18 protein-coding genes are annotated in these 21,105 nt (G+C 43.8%); 8 read left to right on the top strand and 10 right to left on the bottom strand.

From position 1 onward, the window contains the following. Positions 1-72: 72 nt before the first annotated feature. From RM544_RS05805 to RM544_RS05770, 8 genes are all read right to left on the bottom strand, one after another. A complete protein-coding gene (locus tag RM544_RS05805) occupies positions 73-2,268 on the bottom strand; it encodes a prolyl oligopeptidase family serine peptidase (protein ID WP_432264472.1) in 2,196 nt (731 codons plus the stop codon). 75 nt (positions 2,269-2,343) lie between these two features. Further along, entirely contained in the window at positions 2,344-4,440 is a 2,097-nt protein-coding gene (locus tag RM544_RS05800) for a S9 family peptidase (protein WP_311360830.1), read from the bottom strand. A gap of 366 nt (positions 4,441-4,806) precedes the next feature. Next, entirely contained in the window at positions 4,807-5,457 is a 651-nt protein-coding gene (locus RM544_RS05795; RefSeq protein ID WP_311360829.1) for a DsbA family oxidoreductase, read from the bottom strand. A 19-nt stretch (positions 5,458-5,476) separates the two neighbouring features. Next, a complete protein-coding gene (locus RM544_RS05790) occupies positions 5,477-6,412 on the bottom strand; it encodes a peptidylprolyl isomerase (protein WP_311360828.1) in 936 nt (311 codons plus the stop codon). Positions 6,413-6,461: 49 nt separating this feature from the next. Continuing rightward, on the bottom strand, positions 6,462-7,016 hold the full coding sequence (locus RM544_RS05785; RefSeq protein WP_311360827.1) for an isochorismatase family protein: 555 nt from the start codon (positions 7,014-7,016) through the stop codon (positions 6,462-6,464). Positions 7,017-7,064: 48 nt separating this feature from the next. Further along, a complete protein-coding gene (locus RM544_RS05780; protein ID WP_311360826.1) occupies positions 7,065-8,618 on the bottom strand; it encodes an ATP-binding protein in 1,554 nt (517 codons plus the stop codon). Next, complete coding sequence (locus RM544_RS05775; protein ID WP_311360825.1) at positions 8,609-9,304, bottom strand: response regulator; 696 nt, start codon at positions 9,302-9,304, stop codon at positions 8,609-8,611. Before RM544_RS05775 ends, RM544_RS05780 begins: the two co-directional genes overlap by 10 nt. A gap of 145 nt (positions 9,305-9,449) precedes the next feature. After that, positions 9,450-10,607 (bottom strand): hypothetical protein, encoded by a 1,158-nt coding sequence (locus RM544_RS05770; protein ID WP_311360824.1) that lies wholly within the window; start codon positions 10,605-10,607, stop codon positions 9,450-9,452. 922 nt (positions 10,608-11,529) lie between these two features. Here RM544_RS05770 and bglX point away from each other — a divergent pair. After that, entirely contained in the window at positions 11,530-13,737 is a 2,208-nt protein-coding gene (gene bglX / locus RM544_RS05765; protein ID WP_311360823.1) for a beta-glucosidase BglX, read from the top strand. Here bglX and RM544_RS05760 read toward each other — a convergent pair. Continuing rightward, positions 13,717-14,757 (bottom strand): glycosyltransferase, encoded by a 1,041-nt coding sequence (locus RM544_RS05760; RefSeq protein WP_311360822.1) that lies wholly within the window; start codon positions 14,755-14,757, stop codon positions 13,717-13,719. The genes bglX and RM544_RS05760 overlap by 21 nt on opposite strands. 4 nt (positions 14,758-14,761) lie before the next feature. Further along, positions 14,762-15,883, bottom strand: coding sequence for a UDP-galactopyranose mutase (gene glf / locus RM544_RS05755; RefSeq protein WP_311360821.1), 1,122 nt, complete (start codon positions 15,881-15,883; stop codon positions 14,762-14,764). 364 nt (positions 15,884-16,247) lie between these two features. Between glf and RM544_RS05750 the strand changes: the two genes are divergently transcribed. The 7 genes from RM544_RS05750 to RM544_RS05720 all read left to right on the top strand — a co-directional run bounded on the left by RM544_RS05750 (position 16,248) and on the right by RM544_RS05720 (position 21,086). Next, positions 16,248-17,126 carry an NAD(P)-dependent oxidoreductase gene (locus RM544_RS05750; RefSeq protein ID WP_311360820.1) on the top strand — a complete coding sequence of 293 codons (879 nt, stop codon included), beginning with the start codon at positions 16,248-16,250 and terminating at the stop codon, positions 17,124-17,126. Positions 17,127-17,258: 132 nt separating this feature from the next. Then, entirely contained in the window at positions 17,259-17,603 is a 345-nt protein-coding gene (locus RM544_RS05745; protein WP_311360819.1) for a cupin domain-containing protein, read from the top strand. Between the two features lie 192 nt (positions 17,604-17,795). After that, positions 17,796-18,131, top strand: coding sequence for a metalloregulator ArsR/SmtB family transcription factor (locus RM544_RS05740; protein WP_311361338.1), 336 nt, complete (start codon positions 17,796-17,798; stop codon positions 18,129-18,131). A 16-nt stretch (positions 18,132-18,147) separates the two neighbouring features. Further along, positions 18,148-18,618, top strand: a complete 471-nt coding sequence (locus RM544_RS05735) for an arsenate reductase ArsC (RefSeq protein WP_311360818.1) — start codon at positions 18,148-18,150, stop codon at positions 18,616-18,618. A gap of 20 nt (positions 18,619-18,638) precedes the next feature. After that, positions 18,639-19,337 carry an arsenical resistance protein ArsH gene (gene arsH / locus RM544_RS05730; RefSeq protein WP_311361337.1) on the top strand — a complete coding sequence of 233 codons (699 nt, stop codon included), beginning with the start codon at positions 18,639-18,641 and terminating at the stop codon, positions 19,335-19,337. Between the two features lie 9 nt (positions 19,338-19,346). Then, the gene (gene arsB, locus RM544_RS05725) at positions 19,347-20,372 is read left to right on the top strand and encodes an ACR3 family arsenite efflux transporter (protein WP_311360817.1); all 1,026 of its coding nucleotides are present in this window, start codon (positions 19,347-19,349) and stop codon (positions 20,370-20,372) included. A gap of 135 nt (positions 20,373-20,507) precedes the next feature. Further along, positions 20,508-21,086, top strand: coding sequence for a beta-class carbonic anhydrase (locus RM544_RS05720; protein ID WP_311360816.1), 579 nt, complete (start codon positions 20,508-20,510; stop codon positions 21,084-21,086). The last annotated feature ends 19 nt before the right edge of the window (positions 21,087-21,105 follow it).

The following is a 21,105-nucleotide window of genomic DNA, read 5'->3' as shown; positions in this document are numbered from 1 at the left end:
AAAAAAAGCCCCCAGCACTTGCTGGAGGCTTTAATAGTCGTACTCATGTTAGATATTTAGTGTACAAATACCTTAAAGTGACTCAACACCCATGTTGTATAGCACGAAGCCGTAAATATCGGCAAACTGCTCAATGGTTTTACTAATGGGTGTACCTGCGCCATGACCAGCATCTGTCTCAATGCGAATCAAGGTTGGGTTAGTCCCTTCTTGAAACTCCTGCAACACTGCAGCGAACTTGAATGAGTGAGCTGGAACAACCCTATCATCGTGGTCGGCTGTTGTTACCATTGTCGCTGGATACTCAACACCCGGCTTTACATTGTGCACTGGAGAGTAAGCTTTCAAATACTGATACATTTCTTCGCTTTGCTCTGATGTGCCATAGTCATAAGCCCAGCCAGCACCCGCTGTGAAGGTATGGTAACGCAGCATGTCTAATACACCCACCGCAGGCAAGGCAACTTTTGCCAACTCCGGACGCTGTGTCATAACAGCACCGACTAGCAGGCCACCGTTCGAACCGCCGCGTAGAGCTAAGTAATCACTGCTTGTGTATTTCTCAGCAAATAGGTATTCAGCTGCAGCTATAAAGTCATCAAATACATTTTGCTTCTGTAGCTGAGTTCCGGCTTTGTGCCATGCTTTCCCATATTCACCACCGCCACGAATGTTTGGCACCGCGTAAACGCCGCCAAGCTCTAGCCACGCAGCAACGGTGGCGCTAAAACGTGGTGTTAAGCTAATATTAAAACCACCGTAACCGTATAAAATAGTTGGGTTTTTACCATTAAGCTCAGTGTCTTTATGATGCGTAATGATCATAGGTACTTGAGTACCATCTTTAGACTTATAGAAGACTTGTTTAGTGACATAGTTGCTGCCATCAAAGTTCGTTTTTGGCTTGTTATGAACGGTAGATTCGCCCGTTTCAATATCTAAAGAGTAGAAGGTCGTAGGAGTGACGTAATTACTGAAAGAATAATACGTTGTTGACTCGCTCGCCTTGCTGCTATTCACACTTGCTGTTCCAACACCCGGCAGGTTAATTGTACGAACCTGTTCACCCTCTAGCGAGTACTGGTAAACTTTAGAAATCGCATCTTCCATGTATTGTGCGAAGATGAAGCCACCGGCCATTCTGGGCGACAACACATTTTCAGTTTCAGGAATGAGGTCTTTCCAGTTTTCAACACCTGGATTATTTGCATCGACCATAACCACACGCGAATTTGGTGCTTGATTGTTGGTAAACAAATAAATGGTTTCACCTTTGCTTGTGAGCATTGATACATCATTATCGACAGTATCAATCACTGTTTTCCAAGCTGAATCTGGTTTCGTAAGGTCTTTTAAATAAGCGCGATTACCTGACGTAGACACAGCAGCTGACACTAGCAAGTAACGGTTATCTTCACTGACTTGAGCACCAACATAGCGGTGCTTCTCAGCGTCGGTGTGACCGAATACCTTAAGGTCATCGGCTTGCGCAGTGCCCAGCTTATGATAATAGAGTTTATGCTGATCAGTCTTTTGACTCAGCTCAGAGCCTTCTGGCTTGTCATAACTTGAGTAGTAAATACCTTCGTTTTTATACCAAGTTAACCCACTGAATTTAACATTCACAAGTGGCTCACCAATGGTTTCCATGGTGTCAGTATTGATGATTGTCACTTTGCGCCAATCACTACCACCGGTAGATGTTTGGTAAGCGGCTAAAGAGCCATCACCAGAGAAAGACAAACCGGCCAAGGAAACCGTACCGTCGTCACTGAATTTATTAGGGTCAATAAATACTTCTGGCTCACCATCACCTTTTTGACGATAGACTAAGCTTTGATTTTGTAAACCATCGTTCTTATAGAAGTAAGTATAGTCACCTTCATTGAAAGGGGCTGATACACGTTCATAATCAAGCATTTCACGAACAACTTTTGCAATATCTTCGCGATAAGGAATATTCGCTAAGTAATCTTGCGTCGTTTTGTTCTGTGCTTTCACCCACTCACCCGTTTCCGCACTGCGGTCGTCTTCAAGCCAACGATAGGGATCAGCCACCTCGTCGCCAAAGTAGGTGTCTACCACATCACCTTTCGCCGTCATTGGGTACTCGACTTCAATCATTTTCATTGCGCTAGCGGCTTTTTCAGCCTCTGCTGGCGCTGTTTTTTCATCTGAACTAGGTTGGCAAGCCATTAAACTGCCAGCAACAGCAAAGGCGATACTGGCCTGTACTGCTGTTTTCATTACATTATTTTTTGTTTTCATGAAATTTCCACGGTTTATTGTTATTTGTTTTAGCGGAGTGGCAACAAAACTTATAGCTTGTCGCCACTTAAATCACTATTCAGCTTTATCGTCTTTGCTACTTTCGTCATCTTTCTTTAAACGCTCAGCCATGCCTAAATCAAATTCAGGCATTGGTGTAGTGCGAGTTGCATCTTCACTCAAATAAGTATCCATCCAGCGCATTAAGCGAAGAGCGTAGTCATATTGAGCAGCTGCTTTGCGGTTGCCATGACCTTCGCCTGGGTAAAATACTAAGCGAACCGGCGTTTCAGTACGCACTTTTATAGAACGATATAGCTCCATCGACTGACCTGGGTGAACGCGAGTGTCCTCTTCACCGTGTAGGATCAAGATGGGTGTTTTAGCCTTACCAGCATGAAACACAGGAGAGCGCTCAAGTAAGTTCATCCAGTTGTCTTCCCAAGGCCATTTCAATGAGTGAACTAACTGCATTTCGTTTGGAATATCGCTGGTACCAAACTTAGAGACTTGGTTTGAAATGCCAACGAAAGCAACTGATGCAGCAAAATGCTCAGATAAGGCAGTGGCACCCCACATTGACGCATAACCACCGTATGATGCCCCGGTGATACCGACTCTATCACGGTTTATTACGCCAGCTTCAGCAAGCGCATCTACACCATCAACTAAATCATTAAACTCAGCTCCGGCATAATCGTTCTGATGCTCTTTAGCATATGCTACTCCTCGCCCAGTTGAGCCACGGTAGTTCGGATAATAGACTGCGTATCCGTCTGCGACTGCGTACTGCCCAGCCGTTGAATAACCAGTTAACCAACCATCACTGTAATGGGCTTCTGGACCACCGTGCACAGCCATAATCAATGGCCAACCTCCAGCAGGGGCTTCGCCACTGGGTTGCATTAACAAACCTTCAACTGTGCGGCCATCTCTTGCTTTAAAGCTAAATGTTGACTGGCTTGCCAACTCGATATCTTTTAGCCAAGTGTTGTTGTTAGTCAGTTTAGTCGCTTTGCTGCGCGTTAGCTCGAATACTTCGCGCGGATGCTTAGGGCTGTCTGCGATAAAACGAATCTCGCCTTTGCCAATATCTGCGCTTCGAACCACAATATCTTCAGGTGTTTTGTAAGTGCGCTTAATATCACCGTCTGTTTCGTACAATACAACAGCACTCTCAACGCCTCGATGAGCAACAGCGAGTATGTCTTTACCCATCCAATCAATATCAACAATGTGTTGTTCCGCGTCTGGTGTTAACTGAGTAAGCTTACCTGACTTTGTATCAGCGACCATCAGCACGCCATTTGATGAATCGTGAATATCCGTTCCAGCAAGTAAACCAATGTGCTTTCCATTTTCACTAAATTCAAAGCTACCTAATTTGCCAGGAATATCGACAGTTGCAGTCACGTCACCAGAGTTAACATCAATCACATGAAGGTCACGTTGCATGTAGTAATCATCGATTAGATTGGTGGGAGCAACGGCAGCCACAATCATCTTATTGTCTTGTGAAAGGTCAAAATTTGATACATTTCCGCCTTCAAACAGTTTTGTTGCTTTCGCTTCGGAATCACCTAATGCGACAGACCATAGTGATGCTAAACGCTGGTCTTCTTCATAAACATAAGCTTTAAAACCTTTTTTCTTTAGGTCGTCTTCTTTTTGCTTTTCACGCGCAACAAAATATAAGGTGCTACCATCTTCTGATACTGCATAGTCGCCAATAGATGTTTCGAATTCAAAGCGCTTAATCGCTTCACCACCCGACATTGAAATAGAATATAAAGACGTCATTTTGTCGTCTTCACGCTTAGACTTAAAGAATAAGGTTTCGCCATCTGCACTGAACTGTAATGACGATACGCCGTCTTTATTCCCAATGAACTTAATAGGCTTAGCGTTCTTGCCACTGCCGATCACATACAAATGAGTGTCGGCCGTACCATCTTTATCACCCGCGAGCATGTCGCGTGGGTTAGATACAGTGTAAGCGGTATGTTTGCCATCGGCCGAAACGGTGATGTTACCAGCGTGCTTCACCTTAGGTAGATGTTCTATCTCGAAGCTTTCTGCGGCAGATGCAAATCCGGCGAACGCTAGCGAAGCGGCAATAATGCTCGCTTTAAAAACTTTTTTCAGAGGAAGGCGACTTGTTGTTTTCGTCATTAGTTTGGGGCTCCATGTTTATTGTTAGAATAATATCCAGACCACTGCGTTTCATCTCTTGAGCTGCCGGTTAGAGTACCCTAACCTATGCCATTAAGATTGGTCGCAATGCTTTTATTTATCGTTATTATAATGGGTTTACGTCGGGCGTTTTATACGTTCCGTATTGGCTAATCGTTCATCCTATAACAGCCGCTTGTTATGTTTAAGTCGTTATAAACTGGCTTACTGTTCATCTTTTCATGATGTGTAAATTTTAATTTACACCCGCTCCTTCGCCGCACTGCAAGGCATGTAAGGCGCGTTCTAGTTGCCGTGCTGATAGCAGGCAAATATAGCAGGCAGAGTATTAAGCGGTTTCTCAGTTTAAGCTTGCTTGGCTATCTCGGTGAGTGCTTGAGCAAATACATCTGCAGGTTGACCACCGCTAATCAAATGCTTGTTATTCACAATAACCGCAGGAACCGATTGCACACCCGCTTGCTGATAACGTTGCTGAATTTGCCTTACATCTGATTCGTATTGATTGGAACTCAAAACCTCAGACGCGAGCTCTCTATCAAGACCGACTTGCTCGACAAGGTCCAATAGCTGTTGATGATCACTCGGGTTTCCGCTGTTTTTGAAGTAAAGATCGAACAAGGCGAGTTTCAGCTCAGTTTGTTTTGCTGAACTTACTGTTTTAGCCCAGTGCAACAAACGGTGAGCATCAAAGGTATTGTAAATACGACCGCCACCTCGATTACCGAACTCATAACCCACAGAAAGCCCCCGTTGTTTAATCACTTCGCGATTTTGCTCCGCTTGCTCTTCAGAAATCCGATATTTTTGCGTCAGATGTTCGGTGATTTCTTGGCCTTCAGGTGGCATTTGAGGATTGAGTTCAAAGGGTTGCCATTCAATAGTAGCCGTAACATCTGGTGAGACGGTTTCAAGCGCTTCTTGTAACGCTTTATAACCGATAATGCACCACGGACAACTTACGTCTGAAACAATATCGATAGTTAACTGAGTCATTTTTGTTTACCTCTTTAAATTAGTTCTGTGCAACGGAAGTCATGGGCCGGTAATAACAAACATCAACATTGCCATTCCCTTTGTGGTGAAAAAAGGGATTATCCAAGGTTCTGCCACCTTCCAGTCGTTGCTGAAATATGTCTCCTCGCACGGTTGGGCGTGTGAGCACGATTTGTTCTTGTTTAGGGATGGTCTTACCGAGTCTTGCGCTAATAATTTTGCTTCTTTGACTTGCATCGCTAATCTGTCCGCCGTCTTCCCTTTTACCCCGTGAAAAGGCTTGTACGTGCTCCATGCCATAAACAACCTGACCAAACACACTCATGTTGCGGTCGAGCTGACGAGGTGCTTGGCCAATCACAATGTAGAAATCGCTTGTGCCAGAGTTGGCGTCATTAGTCCGCGCCATTGCGACAGCGCCAGGACAATGTAGCAACCACTCAGTCTTTGCTTCTGTATCTCGACCCGCTGGAAAGCCTTTAATGAAACCCGTTTCGTCTGCATATAAATCGGGAGATTGAACCGGGTAGAATTCAGATTTAGGCTCGCTTATCCGGCTAAACTCGGCTTGCAAAGGGCCATTATGCGCCGATGCTTTCTTTTCACTCAGGTCCCCGCCTTGGGCCACAAAGCCGTCAATAACACGATAGAAATCTAATCCATCATAAAAGCCTTCTTCCACTAGAGCGGTAAATTGCTTCACGTGGTTCGGGGCAATAAAGTCGGCAAGCTCAATGACTATCATGCCCTTGTCAGTGAGCATGTATATCAAATTGTCCTGAGAGAGGGTTTCTTGAGCTTTGTTCGTTTCTTGAGACTTATTCGCAACCTGTGTAGCTTGGCTGTGAAAACTCGTCGCACACAAACTTAACAGAGCCAAACCGGCGAAGGTTGCTGCCCGCAAGTTTAGTGCAGAGCGTTGCAGGCGGCTATTCAATATGTAATTCGTGTTCATTAGTCTTCCTTTGGTATTGCGATGTTTGGGACATGCGAATTCTCTCGTCCTATTTGATGTAGCTCAAAATGCGCTTGAAAGCCGGATTTTGAGCATCCTTTAAGAGCTCATACAGACACATTTCAGTGGAACTTAACTGCACTCCCAAAGCATTGAGCTTCTGAATAGCGATGGCTTTATTATTCAGGTTTCGCGAGCCAATGGCATCACATACTAGATGAATAGACCGCGGTGTAGCTAGGTCACTTTCAAGCAACCCAGTGATTGTTTGATAGACACAAATATGCGCTTCGATACCGCAAACTAGCCAGTCGCTAATGCTGGGATCCTGCAACTGTGTTACAAATTCAGCTTCATGACACGCATTAAAATGGTGTTTAGCGATGATTTGTTGTTCTGAAGAAAAACAGTCGCTGAGTGCAGAAGCCGTATGACCGAGTTTGTCCGGCATCTGTTCTAAAACAAGCGTTTTCATGTGTAAGTCTTGTGCGCCCTTGAACAGAGCCACTGTGTTGCTAATAAAGGGCTCAGCTTGTTCGATGAGCTCAGCCAATTTACCTTGGATATCAACAAAAATAACGCCGGTCGATTCTGGTTGCAGCACGTTTCGTTCCCTAAAGCATGTTGGATATCGTTTTGATGTGTTACTAGCTTAGAGTACGGCGGCGGAATTCTCAAACTCTACTGATAAATCGATGGGTAAAATAACGCTGACGGTTAAGCCGCCATACTCGTTATTATTGGCTTCAATATCACCTTTCATGGCATCAATCGCTTTTTGTGCAATTGCCAAACCTAAGCCTGCTCCGCCGCTAATCCGGTCTCTGGCCTTTGATACTCTAACAAAGGGTTTGAATATGTTACTAAGCTCTTCCTCTTCCACGCCACAACCATCGTCTTCAATGGTAATGTTGAGCGTTTTCCCCTCTTGTCGTAAGGATACCAAAACAAATGATTTCGCATATTTCAGTCCGTTCCTCAGAATATTTTCTAAGCCACTAGATAAAAGTTGCCTGTTTGTATTGAGTAATAGTGCTTGGCTTAAATGATTGTCAAATGACACTGTGATCCGTGTGTTTTCATAGGCTGCATCATCGACTAAGTCTTGGATCACAACACCAATTTGAAAGACCTCTTGCTGCCTTGTCTCATCCAGCTCCTGTCTGGATAAGGTCAACAAACTACCTATCATTTCGTTGATTAGCTTATTTTCTTTTTCTATACGCTGCAGGTGCTCATCATATGAAATAGAGTCGGCAGCAAGGATTTGCTGTGCTTGGTCTTTCTGTTGGTGAATCAAATCTAGGGCGATAGATTGCCTCGCCAAGGGCGTTTTAAGTTCGTGAGATATATCCGCCAAAAGTCGCTTCTGGGCCAACATTTGTTGCTCTATACGAGCAGCCATTGTGTTGAATTGACGCCCTAACTCGCCGAGTTCGTCTTTCCCCAGTTTTGTTTCCTGCATTCTGTAATTCAGTTGCCCATTCGCCATCTGTGATGTGGCTTCTTGCAAACCTTTAATAGGTTTTAGTAAGGTTCTTACCAAAGCAAAGCAAAACACGCCACTGAGTAGCACTGACAGAAGCGCCAAAAACTTGGGGCTATTTTGATTTGCGCTAACGAACCAAGCAAGCGGTTTGGGGACTGCTCGAAAGACCAAAAAGCGTTCATCGCCGATACTTAAATTTAATGGGCCATAGTATGCCGCTGAACTGGTATCAAAACGTTTCAGTTCTTGTTGATTTTTAAAGATTTGCAGTTGGATATTTGACGGGATCACAGGCGGTGGAAGTGCAATCAAATCCAAATTTATCGAAGCATTTAACTCACCAGCCAGATCACGCTCAAGACTATTTGATAGCGCTTGAAGAGGATCTTGTGCGGGCAAAGCGATTAAAAATATCTTATTGTCAGTTGAGTACTCAAACAGTGCTTTTGCCTTTTGGTTTGGGTCGAGTGACTCCGCATCTAGGGATTGAAAGTACTTATTGAGATCCTGCTCAATCATGCTCAGCTCTAGCAATTGCGATGGGTCTATGTCGTGGATCTCTAGCTCAAAGAACACCTGCCTAGCTAAATATGCTGTTGTTGCTATAAGTATGATCGTCGCAAACCAAAACCAGATAAACACTCTCGCGAAGATACTCGCAGATGGATTAATACGACGCAAAATTTGACTGAATTTATGAGTGCTTATCAGCGCCATTCTTGCACCAACATATAACCATTTCCGCGAATAGTGCGGATCAAGTTATTGGCTTTGCACATCGCTAGTTTTTTCCGTAGATTACTAAAATGCATATCGATGCTGCGATCAAATTCGTTCAGTGGACGTCGAAATACTTGTAGGCTGATGTCTTCTCGAGATACAACCTTACCCTTATGAAGCGCAAGCATTTCAACGAGTGAAAACTCAGTATCCGTAAGGTCAAGAAACATACCATTGAAAAACACTTCTCTTAAATTGGTATTCACAACCAACTTGCCAATGTTCAGTGTCGATTGCATATTGCGATTAGAAGCATAGTTTTCGCGGCGGATGTGCGCTCTGATACGGGCTAGTAACTCTCGAGAACTGAAGGGTTTCGGCACATAATCGTCAGCACCAAGCTCTAAACCATAAACCCGCTCGAATTCTTCGTCTTTCGCTGTTAGCAGAACCACCGGCACTAACTGACGGAAGCGAATTTCTTTTAAAACTTCGAAACCATCCATTTTAGGTAGCATGACGTCTAGCAAAATCAGGTCGAAATTATGGCTTGTTAGCAAGGCAACTCCGGCTTCCCCATCATGCGCAACCGTCACTTGATATCCCTCAACCGATAAGTACTTACTCAATAAGTCGGTTAACTCAACATCGTCATCAATAAGAAGGATATTAGCTTGTTGCATGGGGCTTGGACTCTCCAATCATATTCACTTTTGAAAATGTGAAAGATTGCATCGCAGGAAAAGGTAGGGATGAAACCTGCAATGCGCTCTTTCAACGTGAATAAGTCCATGAGAACAGAGTTTAGTTCAGCATCTTTACATTGCTTTACATTTGAGTGTTATTGCTATCAACTTCAACGGTGGGCTCGTCTTCAATCACCATTGGGTTTTCTGGCGCCTCGATTTCAAAGAAAAAGCTCTGCCCTAAATCCGCTTCAATCATATCCTTGAAGTTGGTAAAAAAGGCCTTTCCATCATTGGCTGGTAGATCATCAACAAAGCGTTTCTGTTGCTTAAATAAGCTTAAGCGCGATTCGAAGGAGCTAATCTTAGGGTGCCCTTCTCCGCCATTTTCATATTCGATTTTTAGCAACTCAACCGCATTCTTCTGAGTTTCAACCGCATTTTCATAATCACCGCTTGCAGCATAAGCTGCCGCGAGGGTATCAACGTAAACATAGTCTATAGAGTATTCTTCAACCTCTGTGACTTTCAATGCAATGTTCAACGCGGTGGAATAGTCGGCTAGTTCTTTGATAGGTGTGGTAGCCATTAACCAAGCAATATTATTTGCGTGGTGTGGAAAATCTAATTCAGCAGCTGCCAGGAGCACTTTCTTCGCTTTGGCAGGCTGTTTTTTTCCTAAATAACCCTCGGCATAAATAGTCGCGATGTCTGTTGGCAACACCCAATGCTTATTCTCATTGTATGAACGCTCAAGCAGCCAACTGATCCTTTCGGTTTTAGGCAAGGTGTTTAACTCTAGGTAATATAAGGACGCCAAATATGCACTGGCAATGTGATGGTTGTTTGAAGCCAATTGTCGAATGCGCTTTTCGCCTTTTAGTTTATCGGTATCGCTCTCACCATTTTTGAATAGTAATAACTGTGCAAAAACTTCAGCATAGTCATCGACTTCACTAAGCGCCATTGCCCAATAATAGGACGCACGCCAATCGAAGAACTCTCCAGGCTGGTTATACGCCCAAACTAAACGATACATAGCATTGTACCAACCGTTTTGCGCAACTTCGATACAGGCTGATAAGGCATCACTTGGCGTGGCATCTTCCACTTTATTGCATTCGATTAGTTTAGGATCCCAAGGATCGCCGACTTCGGCAACAACAACTTCCTGATTATGTTCGTTAGTGTATCTCACCATAAATATCAAGCCTACAAACAAGCCAAGCCAGAACAAACTAATGAGCATAATCTTTGGCTTTTTTGGTTTAGTAAGACGAGAGGTTTTGGCTAGGCGCATTGAAATCTTCCATGGGTTTAATATAGGTAAACTTGCCTTTGAACGTTTGAACGAAGGAGGTATTTGAAGCCGCTTCTGTTTTTACAGCACTCTCATAGAATAAATTGAATGCGCGTGGCATGCAATGACTCATGTTCAACGGTTATTGCTGATTTCCACGTCATTCATACTCTCCTCGTCATTCCTGCGGAGGCAGGAATCTAGGTCCCCGCCTTCGCGGGGAAGACGACTGTGGCGCACGTCATTCCTACTTTCTTCGTCATTCCTGCGGAGGCAGGAATCTAGGTCCCCGCCTTCGCGGGGATGACGGTTGTGGGGGGCACGTCATTCCTACTTTCTTCGTCATTCTTACTTTCCTCGTCATTCCTGCGGAGGCAGGAATCTAGGTCCCCGCCTTCGCGGGGATGACGGTTGTGGGGCACGTCATTCCTACTTTCTTCGTCATTCCTACTTTCTTCGTCATTCCTGCGGAGGCAGGAATCTGGGTCCCCGCCTTCGCGGGGAAGACGACTGTGGCGCACGTCATTCCTACTTTCTTCGTCATTCCTGCGGAGGCAGGAATCTGGGTCCCCGCCTTCGCGGGGATGACGGCTGTGGGCGGGATGACGGTTGTGGGGGGCACGTCATTCCTACTTTCTTCGTCATTCCTGCGGAGGCAGGAATCTGGGTCCCCGCCTTCGCGGGGATGACGACTGTGGACGGGGATGACGGCTGTGGGCGGGGTGACGGCTGTGGGCGGGGTGACGGCTGTTCTCGCGGTGGCTGCTTGGCATCGTGACGTTGAAAATATGTAATTACGACATTTGATAATGAAATTTAATTATTCAGCCCGACGAAACGCACATGATAATGTAATCGTCATAAATGCACAGTATCTTGTTCGATAGAGAATACGAATGAATGCCATGAAAGAAGCGGTGTTATGACGAACTTATCAATTGAAAATAGCAAAAAAACAGCCTTGGGAAGTGATTTAGGGAATGACGCAAATAATAGAATTGAATCGCTACTAAATTCACTTAGTTTGGCACAGAAAATAGGGCAACTTAATCTGATCCCAATTGAGGGTAAACCCACGTCAGAACATCATGCGTTAATTGCTGAAGGGAAAGTTGGTAGTGTATTGAAGTCAAATGGCGCAGCGCAAAATCGTGCATTGCAGGAAATCGCTGTTTCAAATGGTCAAGTGCCTTTGTTATTTCAAGAAGACGTCATCCATGGCTACAAAACGATTACTCCGGTTCCTCTCGCTGAGGCAGCTTCATGGGATCTCGATTTGATCCAAAGCTCAGCGGCTGTCGCGGCGAGAGAAGCTGCCGCTTCAGGGTTACACTTAACTTATGCGCCAATGGTCGATGTGAGTCGCGATCCTCGTTGGGGAAGGATCCTAGAGGGTGCTGGCGAAGATCCCTTTTTGGGAAGCCTGATTGCTGAGCGTCGAGTTTTGGGCTTTCAAGCCACAAATACCTTGCAAACGGAAAACGTCCTCGCAACAGTTAAGCACTTTGCTGGCTACGGTGCTGCGCTTGCTGGCAGAGACTATAACATTCAGGACATCAGCGAAAGAGAGTTACGCGAGATCCACCTTCCGCCATTCAAAGCCGCGATTGATGCTGGCGTGTCGAGCATTATGTTAGCTTATACTGCGTATGATGGTACTCCGCTGACGTGTAATGAGTTTCTCGTTCAGGATGTGTTAAAGGGCGAGCTAGGGTTTCAAGGTCTAGTTATGACAGATTGGGAAACTATTCCAAACTTAATTAAAATTGGCGTTGCCGAAGACTTAAAACAAGCAACCCTGATGGCAATCTCAAATAATGTCGATATGGATATGACCTCAAATGCTTATACTCTTCACCTGAAAGCCCTACTGGACGAGGACAAAATAAGTCTGGATATTATTGATGAATCGGTTCGCAGGGTACTGCGCTTAAAGTACACAGTGGGTTTATTCGACGATCCGTATCTATATTTTGATGAGCAACGTGAAACTAACGAGCTTCTCAAAACTGAAAACAAACAGACCGCATTGGCGCTAAGCCGCAAAAGTATGGTTTTGTTGGAAAACAAAAATGGTATTTTGCCTCTTGACTCAAGCAATTCAAATCTGACCAAAATTGCTGTTATTGGTCCTTTTGCAAAAACCAAAGCAGACTTAAATGGATGGTGGTTTGCTGAAGGCAACCCAGAGGACACCATCAGCGTGTTTGAGGGTCTCGACACTGCCTTGGCTGGCAAAATAAAACTTAGCTATGCGCAAGGTGTTAGCATTGACAAGTTTACGCAATCTGGCGCTGATCTCATTCCTGAAGCTATAAAGACCGCAGAAGAGGCGGATATCGCTGTTGTCGTGTTAGGTGAGGAATATTGGATGAGTGGCGAAGGCGGTGGCACTGCCTCATTGCACTTGCCTGGCTTGCAAGAACAGTTGCTTGAAGCAATTGCTTTCACCGGCACACCGGTAGTCACGGTCATTGTATCTGGACGCCCATATGTTCTGACTGATATTGCAAAAAATTCAAACGCGTTGTTACAAGCATGGATGCCAGGAACAATGGGAGGTAAGGCGGTCGCTGACATTTTACTTGGTGAGTATAATCCCGCAGGCAGGTTACCCGTAACCTTTCCTTATCATTCAGGACAAGTGCCGATTTACTATAACTACAAGCGCACTAGTCACACCTTTGACGCGGGAGAGAATGACCTACGCTACAGTACAACTTATCGCGATGTTCAGTCTGAGCCCTTATATTGTTTTGGTTTTGGCTTGAGTTACTCAAAATTTGAATATTCAAACCTGCGATTGTCCTCTCAAAGTATGACTCTAGACAGCTCAATTATCGTGAGTGTTGACGTAAAGAATGTCAGCGAAAGGCAAGGAATAGAGACTGTTCAATTGTATATCAGAGACGAAGTGGCTTCGGTAAGCCGCCCATTTAAGGAGCTAAAAGACTTCGCGCAAGTGCTGTTATTGCCAGAACAACAACAGACCATTGAGTTTGTGATCGCTAGCGACAAGTTAGGCTTTATTGGCAAGAATCTGAGCACAGTCGTTGAAAACGGTGAGTTCACGGTTTTTGTTGGCTCAGACTCTTCGACAAATGAAAGTTTACAGTTCCGCCTCAGCTGACCTTAGGGCAGCGGATAAGAGCTCGCCTTTTTCTAGTTTCAATTTAAGCGCTTTAACATTCGTCTTAAAGCGCTCAACATCCTCTTTGCTCAAACTTGTTATCTTGCTTGATAATTCACTTAAGGAACTGACGGTAATCCCAATATCATGCTCTGTTACGAAAGCAGCCATGGCCGCTTTATCCCAAATGACAATTGGCATTTCACACAGCAAGTACAATGACAACTTATGTGGATTATTATATTTGAGATATTGCCCTGCAACGCCATCGCAGGAATCTAAAGACTCGCCATACCAAACTAGACCAAAGTCACCATCAATGCGATCGATCACTTCGTCGGCTGGGAACATGCCCTTGTAGTTGAGTACTGAGCCTTCTGACTTTTTAACTGATTCGGGATAAAAACCCACGCCGTATAAGTCCATGGTAAAACCAGCTGTTTCAGTGTCATCTAATGAATAAATAAAACTTTGTTTTGAACCCATATTACCGGCGAAGACAATACGTAAATTCGCATAATCAATCGCTACTTTTGGTAAGGAAAGCTTTGGTTCGTGTAAGTAGTCAAAGGCGCCAATTTCATACATATCAGGCTTAATATTTTGACTCTCAAACCAAGTTCTCATGGCTTTGTTATGTACGATGAGTTGGTCAGATTCATTTAAGGTGTCGATTTCGTCTTGCGAATAGCCATATTTACCTTTCAGGCTTTTGACATCGTGAACGATCGTAATGACTTTACAATTTTTGCGCTTAGCACCCCACAAACAATAACCGTAAAATTTGTTGAATGGATACTGTAAACAAATATAACTGTTTTTGGGTATACGCAATATTCCCCAAGTAATACCAATAGCGCTTATCAAGGTGCCTAGTAGGGAGTTCGAAATCCACGTTTGTTTAAAGCCAACGTTGCGCCACCCATTGTTTAATAGGATGGTTTCACAATCCATCTTTGCTTTACCTGCAGCGTCAAACTTTGAGCGGTAATTACGGGCAATAAAAACTTTATTATTCATATTATTAGCTTAATTCTCGCGACGTCAATTTAAGCGCCGCTTCTATGGTGTCATCCATGTCATAGTATTTATAGTCAGCTAACCTGCCACCGAAAATGTACTTTTCACGGTATTGCGCAGATTGAGCCAGTTCTTGATACTGACTCAGTAACGCTTCGTTTACTTTGTCATTCAATGGGTAATAAGGTTCATTATCTTTACTGAATTCGTGCGGATACTCACGTGTGATCACGGTTTTATCACTAGTGCCAAACTCAAAATGTTTGTGTTCAAGGATGCGGGTAAAAGGCACATCTTTGTCAGTGTAGTTTACCACCGCATTGCCTTGGAAGTTATCAGTGTCGAGCACTTCGGTTTCAAAATGTAAGCTTCGATACTCTAGCTTGCCAAACTGGCAGTCAAAAAACTCATCTATTTTACCGGTGTAAAGCACCTTATCTGCCATTGCGTCATACTTTTCTTTTTCATCAAAGTAATTCAAACCGGTCAATATTTCTGTGTCACCGAACAATCCATCAATCAGTTTGTTGTAACCACCGATTGGGATCCCTTGATACAAATCGTTGAAGTAATTGTTATCAAAAGTAAAACGAAAAGGTAAACGCTTGATAATAAATGAAGGAATTTGTGTGGCCGGCCTGCCCCATTGTTTCTCGGTGTAGCCTTTGATGAGCTTCTCGTATAAATCCTTACCACCTAAAAATAGCGCCTGCTCTTCTAAGTTACTCGGCTCTAAATCTTTATAAGGTGCGCGTACCTCTTCAATCTTGGCCTTTGCTTCCGCTGGTGTTTTTACACCCCATAGCTGATAGAAGGTATTCATATTGAATGGCAGGTTATAAAGCTTGTCGCGATAGTTTGCGACTGGAGAATTGACGTAGTGGTTAAAATCAACGAACTGATTCACGTAATCCCATACTTCTTTATTGCTGGTGTGAAAAATGTGTGCGCCATATTTATGTACATTAATGCCCTCTACATTTTCACAGTAGATATTACCACCTCTATGGTCACGCTTATCGATGACCAATACGCGCTTGTTTTGCAAACTGGCTTGATGCGCAAAGACAGCACTAAACAGGCCTGCACCAACGATTAGGTAGTCATATTTAGCACTTGTAGTCATATTTTATAGTCCATTTTTAGTAAGGAAGAAGCCAAAAAATTGAGAGGTCAAGGATAAACGCTATATTCATTACAATCAATAAAATTGGGGCTCACAAGCCAAGTAAGGCACTTTCATTGTGACTTAAAACACTTTTCGAAAAAACAAAACCAGATATGGTTATCCAATTTAAACTAAATTGGTTGACAATTTAAAAGCAGATTGGTTAGTATGTGACTTTAAAGATAGAGATGTAAACAAGACTTTAATAAAGCGTTGCAAACTCATTAACTGGAAACAGCTGACTTTTACTACTAATGCATAGCAAAACGCTTGCACTTGTTAGTACTCAGATAGATATACACTACAATTTTAGGAGTTAGATATGACAAAACCTACCATAGGTTTCATCGGCCTTGGCCTTATGGGTAGCAACATGGTTGAGAACCTTCAAAAGAAGGGTTTCGAACCAATTGTAATGGATCTCAATAAAGATGCTGTTGCTGCTGTGGTTGCCCGCGGTGCGAAAGAAGCATCATCAGCGGCTGAATTAGCAGCTGCTAGTGACATCATTATGTTGTGTCTAACAACTTCAAATGTTGTAGAAAGCCTAGTCTACGCAGACAACGGTATTTTAGCTGGTATTAAAGAGGGTGCTGTCCTTGTTGATTTCGGTACTTCAATTCCAGCATCTACGCGTAAAATTGGCGCAGACCTAGCTAAGAAAGGCGCTGGCATGATTGACGCACCTCTGGGTCGCACACCAGCCCACGCAAAAGATGGCCTACTAAACATTATGGCGTCTGGCGATCAAGCGACGTTTGATAAAGTGAAGCCTGTACTAGAAATGCAAGGCGAGAACGTCTTTTACTTAGGTGCTTTAGGTGCCGGTCATACCACGAAACTGATTAACAACTTCATGGGAATGACTACCGTTGCTGCTATGTCACAGGCATTCGCTGTAGCAGAGCTTGCTGGTGTAGATCGTCAACAACTCTTTGATATTATGTCTACTGGCCCGTCTAACTCTCCATTCATGCAGTTCTGTAAGAACTACGCCGTAGATGGCGTTAGCGATTTAGGTTTCTCGATTGGTAACGCGAATAAAGATTTAGGTTACTTCTTGGAAATGGTGAAAGACTTAGGTACTCGCGCAGAAATTGCAGAAGGTACGTCTGCTAACTTACAAGCAGCATTTGATGCTGGTATGGCAAATGGTAACGTTCCTGAGATTTACGATTACTTCCTTCAACTGAAGAAGTAAAACAGGGATCTATTGGTCTAACAATTTGGTCGACAAGCAGTGCAGTGTTCTGCTTATTAGTCGACCTATTGGTAAAATACACCGAGTTTAGTTTTGGCGAATCAAACGACTAAACCGAAAAGAGGATTTCTTATGAGTCAAAGCGAACATTTTTCTTTTGGCAACGAAACCGAAATAGAAGACATCGGTGGCGGTCTAAAGCGCCAAATGCTTGGATACAACCACGAATTAATGGCAGTCAAAATTTGGTTTGATAAGGGCGCTGAGGGATATGTGCATGCTCACCGTCATTCACAAGTTTCTTACGTAGTGGAAGGTGAATTTCATGTCAATGTAGATGGCGTGATTAAAGTACTCAAAGCGGGAGATAGCTTTTTCGTTCCACCACACGTAGACCATGGCGCAGTTTGCCCAACGGGTGGCATTTTGATCGATACATTCAGTCCTGCTCGTGAAGACTTTGTTGACGATTTATAAAGTTTAGCTACACGGTGGCTTGGACGTTCCCTGCCCAACGCCACCTTTTTCTTCCTTTCTAGCTCCATCACTCCAGCTGTTTCATTTTTCGTACTCAAACCTTGTCCCACCAACGAAACACTTTACTTACATACAATCACATGCGATATTTCACATATGTTATTTTCCACATATAATTCTGACATATAAATGATGAATCCTTGTACATTCTTTAAATGCTTATCAGACGATACGAGATTGAAGTCACTCCTGTTAATTGCAGAAGCGGGTGAAGCTTGTGTTTGTAATCTGATGGAAGCACTCGATTTAGATCAGCCCAAAACATCTCGTCACCTCGCGCAATTACGTAAGTGCGGCATTCTACTCGACGAAAGGCGGGGAAAATGGGTGTTTTATAAGCTTCATCACGAACTCCCTGCGTGGGCGCGCGACGTTATTGTCAATGCAGCACAGAATAATAGTTCATACTTTGAGACGGCACTACAAAAGTTGGTCGCTTCAAAATCTTCAAGCCTAAAATGTTGCTAATGAGAGACCAACTCAAATGAAAATTCTTTATATTTGTACTCACAATCGCTGCAGAAGTATTTTGTCTGAAGCAATAAGCAATCAACTTGCTGGTGATGTAATCGAAGCAAAAAGCGCAGGAAGTCAGCCTGCTGGCGTGGTTCACCCTTTATCACTGAAATACCTTGTTAAAACTGGGCATTCTATTGAAGGTTTACATAGCCAATCATGGGATTATTTTGAAGATTTTCAGCCGGATATTGTGATTACCGTCTGTGATTCTGCCGCAGGTGAAACATGTCCGGTTTATTTCGGTGCTAGCCTAAAGGTGCATTGGGGGCTAAGCGATCCTTCAAAAATAGACGGGGATGATGCTCAACTTGAAGCCGCCTTTTTATCCTGTATTGAAGAAATATCATCCCGAGTGATGAAGTTAAAAGATATTGCTGAACAAGGCCTAGATAGAGTGTCTCTTAAACGAGCACTGGCTGAGTTAGGAGCTCACTAATGACAATAGAAAACTGGAACATGCCAAACCTGGATCAAGCCATGCTTGAGGTGCCTGCTCCTGACAAGATGCAAATAAACACGACAGCGCACAAACCTAAGATACTGTTGCTATATGGCTCATTGCGAGCGCGTTCATTTAGCCGTTTGGTGATTGAAGAAAGTGCTCGCCTATTAAATGCTTTTGGAGCAGAGACGCGCATTTTTAACCCCGAAGGTCTTCCACAACCAGATACTAACGACGGCTCTCACCCAAAAGTAAAAGAGTTGCATGAGTTAATGATGTGGTCAGAAGGGCAAGTATGGTGCTCGCCCGAGCGTCATGGCTCAATGACCGGTATCTTTAAAAGCCAAATTGATTGGGTACCTTTGAATATGGGTGGCGTGCGTCCTACACAAGGAAAAACACTCGCTATCATGCAGGTGTGCGGCGGGTCTCAGTCATTCAATGCCGTTAATCAAATGCGAATTTTGGGACGATGGATGAGAATGGTCACTATTCCAAATCAGTCTTCAGTCGCAAAAGCATTTTTAGAATTTGACGATGATGGTCGAATGAAACCCTCTCCTTATTACAATCGCATAGTCGATGTAATGGAAGAGTTGATGAAATTCACACTTCTTCTTCGAGATAATAAGGACCACTTTGTGGATCGTTATTCAGAGCGTGTTGAAACTGCCGAACAAGTCAGCCAACGCGTTAATCAAAAATCAATTTAAGGCATAGCTATGGGTTTATTTGAAAGGTATTTGTCGGTCTGGGTTGGTCTCGCCATCATTGTTGGTATTGTTGCAGGGAGCTTCATGCCAGGTTTTTTTACTGTCGTCTCAGAGCTCGAATTTGCGCATGTAAACATTGTGATTGCCGTGCTTATCTGGCTGATGATTTATCCTATGATGGTGCAGATAGACTTCTCATCACTTAAAGACGTGGGTAAAAAACCGAAAGGCCTTGCACTCACTTTAGTGATAAATTGGATGATCAAGCCTTTCACCATGGCCTTTCTTGGCTGGTTGTTCTTCAAGGTATTATTTGCAGATTGGGTCGATCCTGAAACCGCAACCGAGTATATCGCGGGGATGATTTTGCTGGGTGTTGCCCCCTGCACTGCCATGGTTTTTGTGTGGAGCCAAATGACGAAAGGAGATGCAAACTATACCTTGGTGCAAGTGTCGATAAACGACATCATCATGATATTTGCCTTTGCCCCCATTGCTGGCTTATTACTTGGCGTAACTGATATCACCGTGCCTTGGGACACCTTAGTGTTGTCGGTAGTTTTGTACGTTTTAGTTCCGTTATTAGCCGGCGCGATTACGCGTAAAAAATTGGACAAGAAGGGCGACCTGTCCAGAGTCGATTCATTTCTTGCGATAATGAAACCGTGGTCGATACTTGGCTTATTGGCAACCGTCACACTTTTATTTGGCTTTCAAGCTGATACGATTTTATCGAAACCTGAAGCAATCGTTTTAATCGCAATTCCTTTACTCATTCAAACGTACGGAATATTTGCGATTGCTTATTGGTTGGCCAAGCGAATGAAGTTACCTCATAACGTTGCAGCTCCTGCTTGTATGATAGGAACATCAAATTTCTTTGAACTCGCCGTTGCCGTTGCAATTTCACTATTCGGCCTACATTCGGGTGCCGCTCTTGCCACCGTTGTCGGTGTATTAGTAGAAGTACCGGTGATGCTTTCACTCGTTTGGTTTGCTAACCGCACGCAACATTGGTTCAAGCCTGAGCAGTAATGAAGGTTGGTGTCACATATTGCCGCTATAACCATAATAACTTTGAAATAACAAATCGCTCTTTTTATTTAATAGCGCTAACAATCAACCACGCTCTATACTCAGGTCCTTACTTTCAAAAACGAGTACCTATATATGAGCACAATTAAATCAGAAGTCTTAGCTGCAAATGCAGAATATGCTGAAAACTTCGGTGACAAAGCAGACTTAGCATTACCACCAGCAAGAGGTTTTGCCATTTTAACATGCATGGATGCGCGTCTTGATCCAGCCAAATATGCTGGCTTGGCTGAAGGTGATGCGCATGTAATAAGAAATGCTGGAGGGCGAGCCAGCGACGATGCTATCCGTTCCTTAGTCATTTCACATAAACTTTTAGGTACAAACGAATGGTTTGTGATTCACCATACCGACTGCGGCATGGAGTTGTTTGATAGCAATATCATGGGTGATTTATTAGAAGACAGCTTAGCGACAGCGACGGTAGATGAAAATGGCTGGCGCAATCAACAAACCGAAGGTGGCAGCACTGACGGTAAATATATTAACTGGCTGACATTTAAGGACAATGCAAAAAGCGTAGTTGAAGATGTTCAGCGCATACGTTCAAGTAATTTGGTCCCCAATAACATTCCCGTGTATGGCTATATTTATGATTGCAAAACCGGAAAGTTAGTTGAGGTCCCTGAAGCGACTGAGATTGGTAAAGTCTAACCTTGTGATTATAAAAAGC

The organism is Brumicola blandensis, from assembly GCF_031846165.1.
Taxonomy (GTDB): domain Bacteria; phylum Pseudomonadota; class Gammaproteobacteria; order Enterobacterales; family Alteromonadaceae; genus Glaciecola; species Glaciecola blandensis.
This window is presented reverse-complemented; position numbering and strand designations above follow the sequence as displayed.

Excerpts from the sequence above, each read along its gene's own strand:
- RM544_RS05805 (WP_432264472.1), bottom strand. The coding sequence starts at position 2,268 with ATGAAAACAAAAAATAATGTAATGAAAACAGCAGTACAGGCCAGTATC.
- RM544_RS05800 (WP_311360830.1), bottom strand. The coding sequence starts at position 4,440 with ATGACGAAAACAACAAGTCGCCTTCCTCTGAAAAAAGTTTTTAAAGCG.
- RM544_RS05795 (WP_311360829.1), bottom strand. The coding sequence starts at position 5,457 with ATGACTCAGTTAACTATCGATATTGTTTCAGACGTAAGTTGTCCGTGG.
- RM544_RS05790 (WP_311360828.1), bottom strand. The coding sequence starts at position 6,412 with ATGAACACGAATTACATATTGAATAGCCGCCTGCAACGCTCTGCACTA.
- RM544_RS05780 (WP_311360826.1), bottom strand. The coding sequence starts at position 8,618 with ATGGCGCTGATAAGCACTCATAAATTCAGTCAAATTTTGCGTCGTATT.
- RM544_RS05775 (WP_311360825.1), bottom strand. The coding sequence starts at position 9,304 with ATGCAACAAGCTAATATCCTTCTTATTGATGACGATGTTGAGTTAACC.
- RM544_RS05770 (WP_311360824.1), bottom strand. The coding sequence starts at position 10,607 with ATGCGCCTAGCCAAAACCTCTCGTCTTACTAAACCAAAAAAGCCAAAG.
- bglX (WP_311360823.1), top strand. The coding sequence starts at position 11,530 with ATGACGAACTTATCAATTGAAAATAGCAAAAAAACAGCCTTGGGAAGT.
- RM544_RS05760 (WP_311360822.1), bottom strand. The coding sequence starts at position 14,757 with ATGAATAATAAAGTTTTTATTGCCCGTAATTACCGCTCAAAGTTTGAC.
- glf (WP_311360821.1), bottom strand. The coding sequence starts at position 15,883 with ATGACTACAAGTGCTAAATATGACTACCTAATCGTTGGTGCAGGCCTG.
- RM544_RS05750 (WP_311360820.1), top strand. The coding sequence starts at position 16,248 with ATGACAAAACCTACCATAGGTTTCATCGGCCTTGGCCTTATGGGTAGC.
- RM544_RS05745 (WP_311360819.1), top strand. The coding sequence starts at position 17,259 with ATGAGTCAAAGCGAACATTTTTCTTTTGGCAACGAAACCGAAATAGAA.
- RM544_RS05740 (WP_311361338.1), top strand. The coding sequence starts at position 17,796 with ATGAATCCTTGTACATTCTTTAAATGCTTATCAGACGATACGAGATTG.
- RM544_RS05735 (WP_311360818.1), top strand. The coding sequence starts at position 18,148 with ATGAAAATTCTTTATATTTGTACTCACAATCGCTGCAGAAGTATTTTG.
- arsH (WP_311361337.1), top strand. The coding sequence starts at position 18,639 with ATGCCAAACCTGGATCAAGCCATGCTTGAGGTGCCTGCTCCTGACAAG.
- arsB (WP_311360817.1), top strand. The coding sequence starts at position 19,347 with ATGGGTTTATTTGAAAGGTATTTGTCGGTCTGGGTTGGTCTCGCCATC.
- RM544_RS05720 (WP_311360816.1), top strand. The coding sequence starts at position 20,508 with ATGAGCACAATTAAATCAGAAGTCTTAGCTGCAAATGCAGAATATGCT.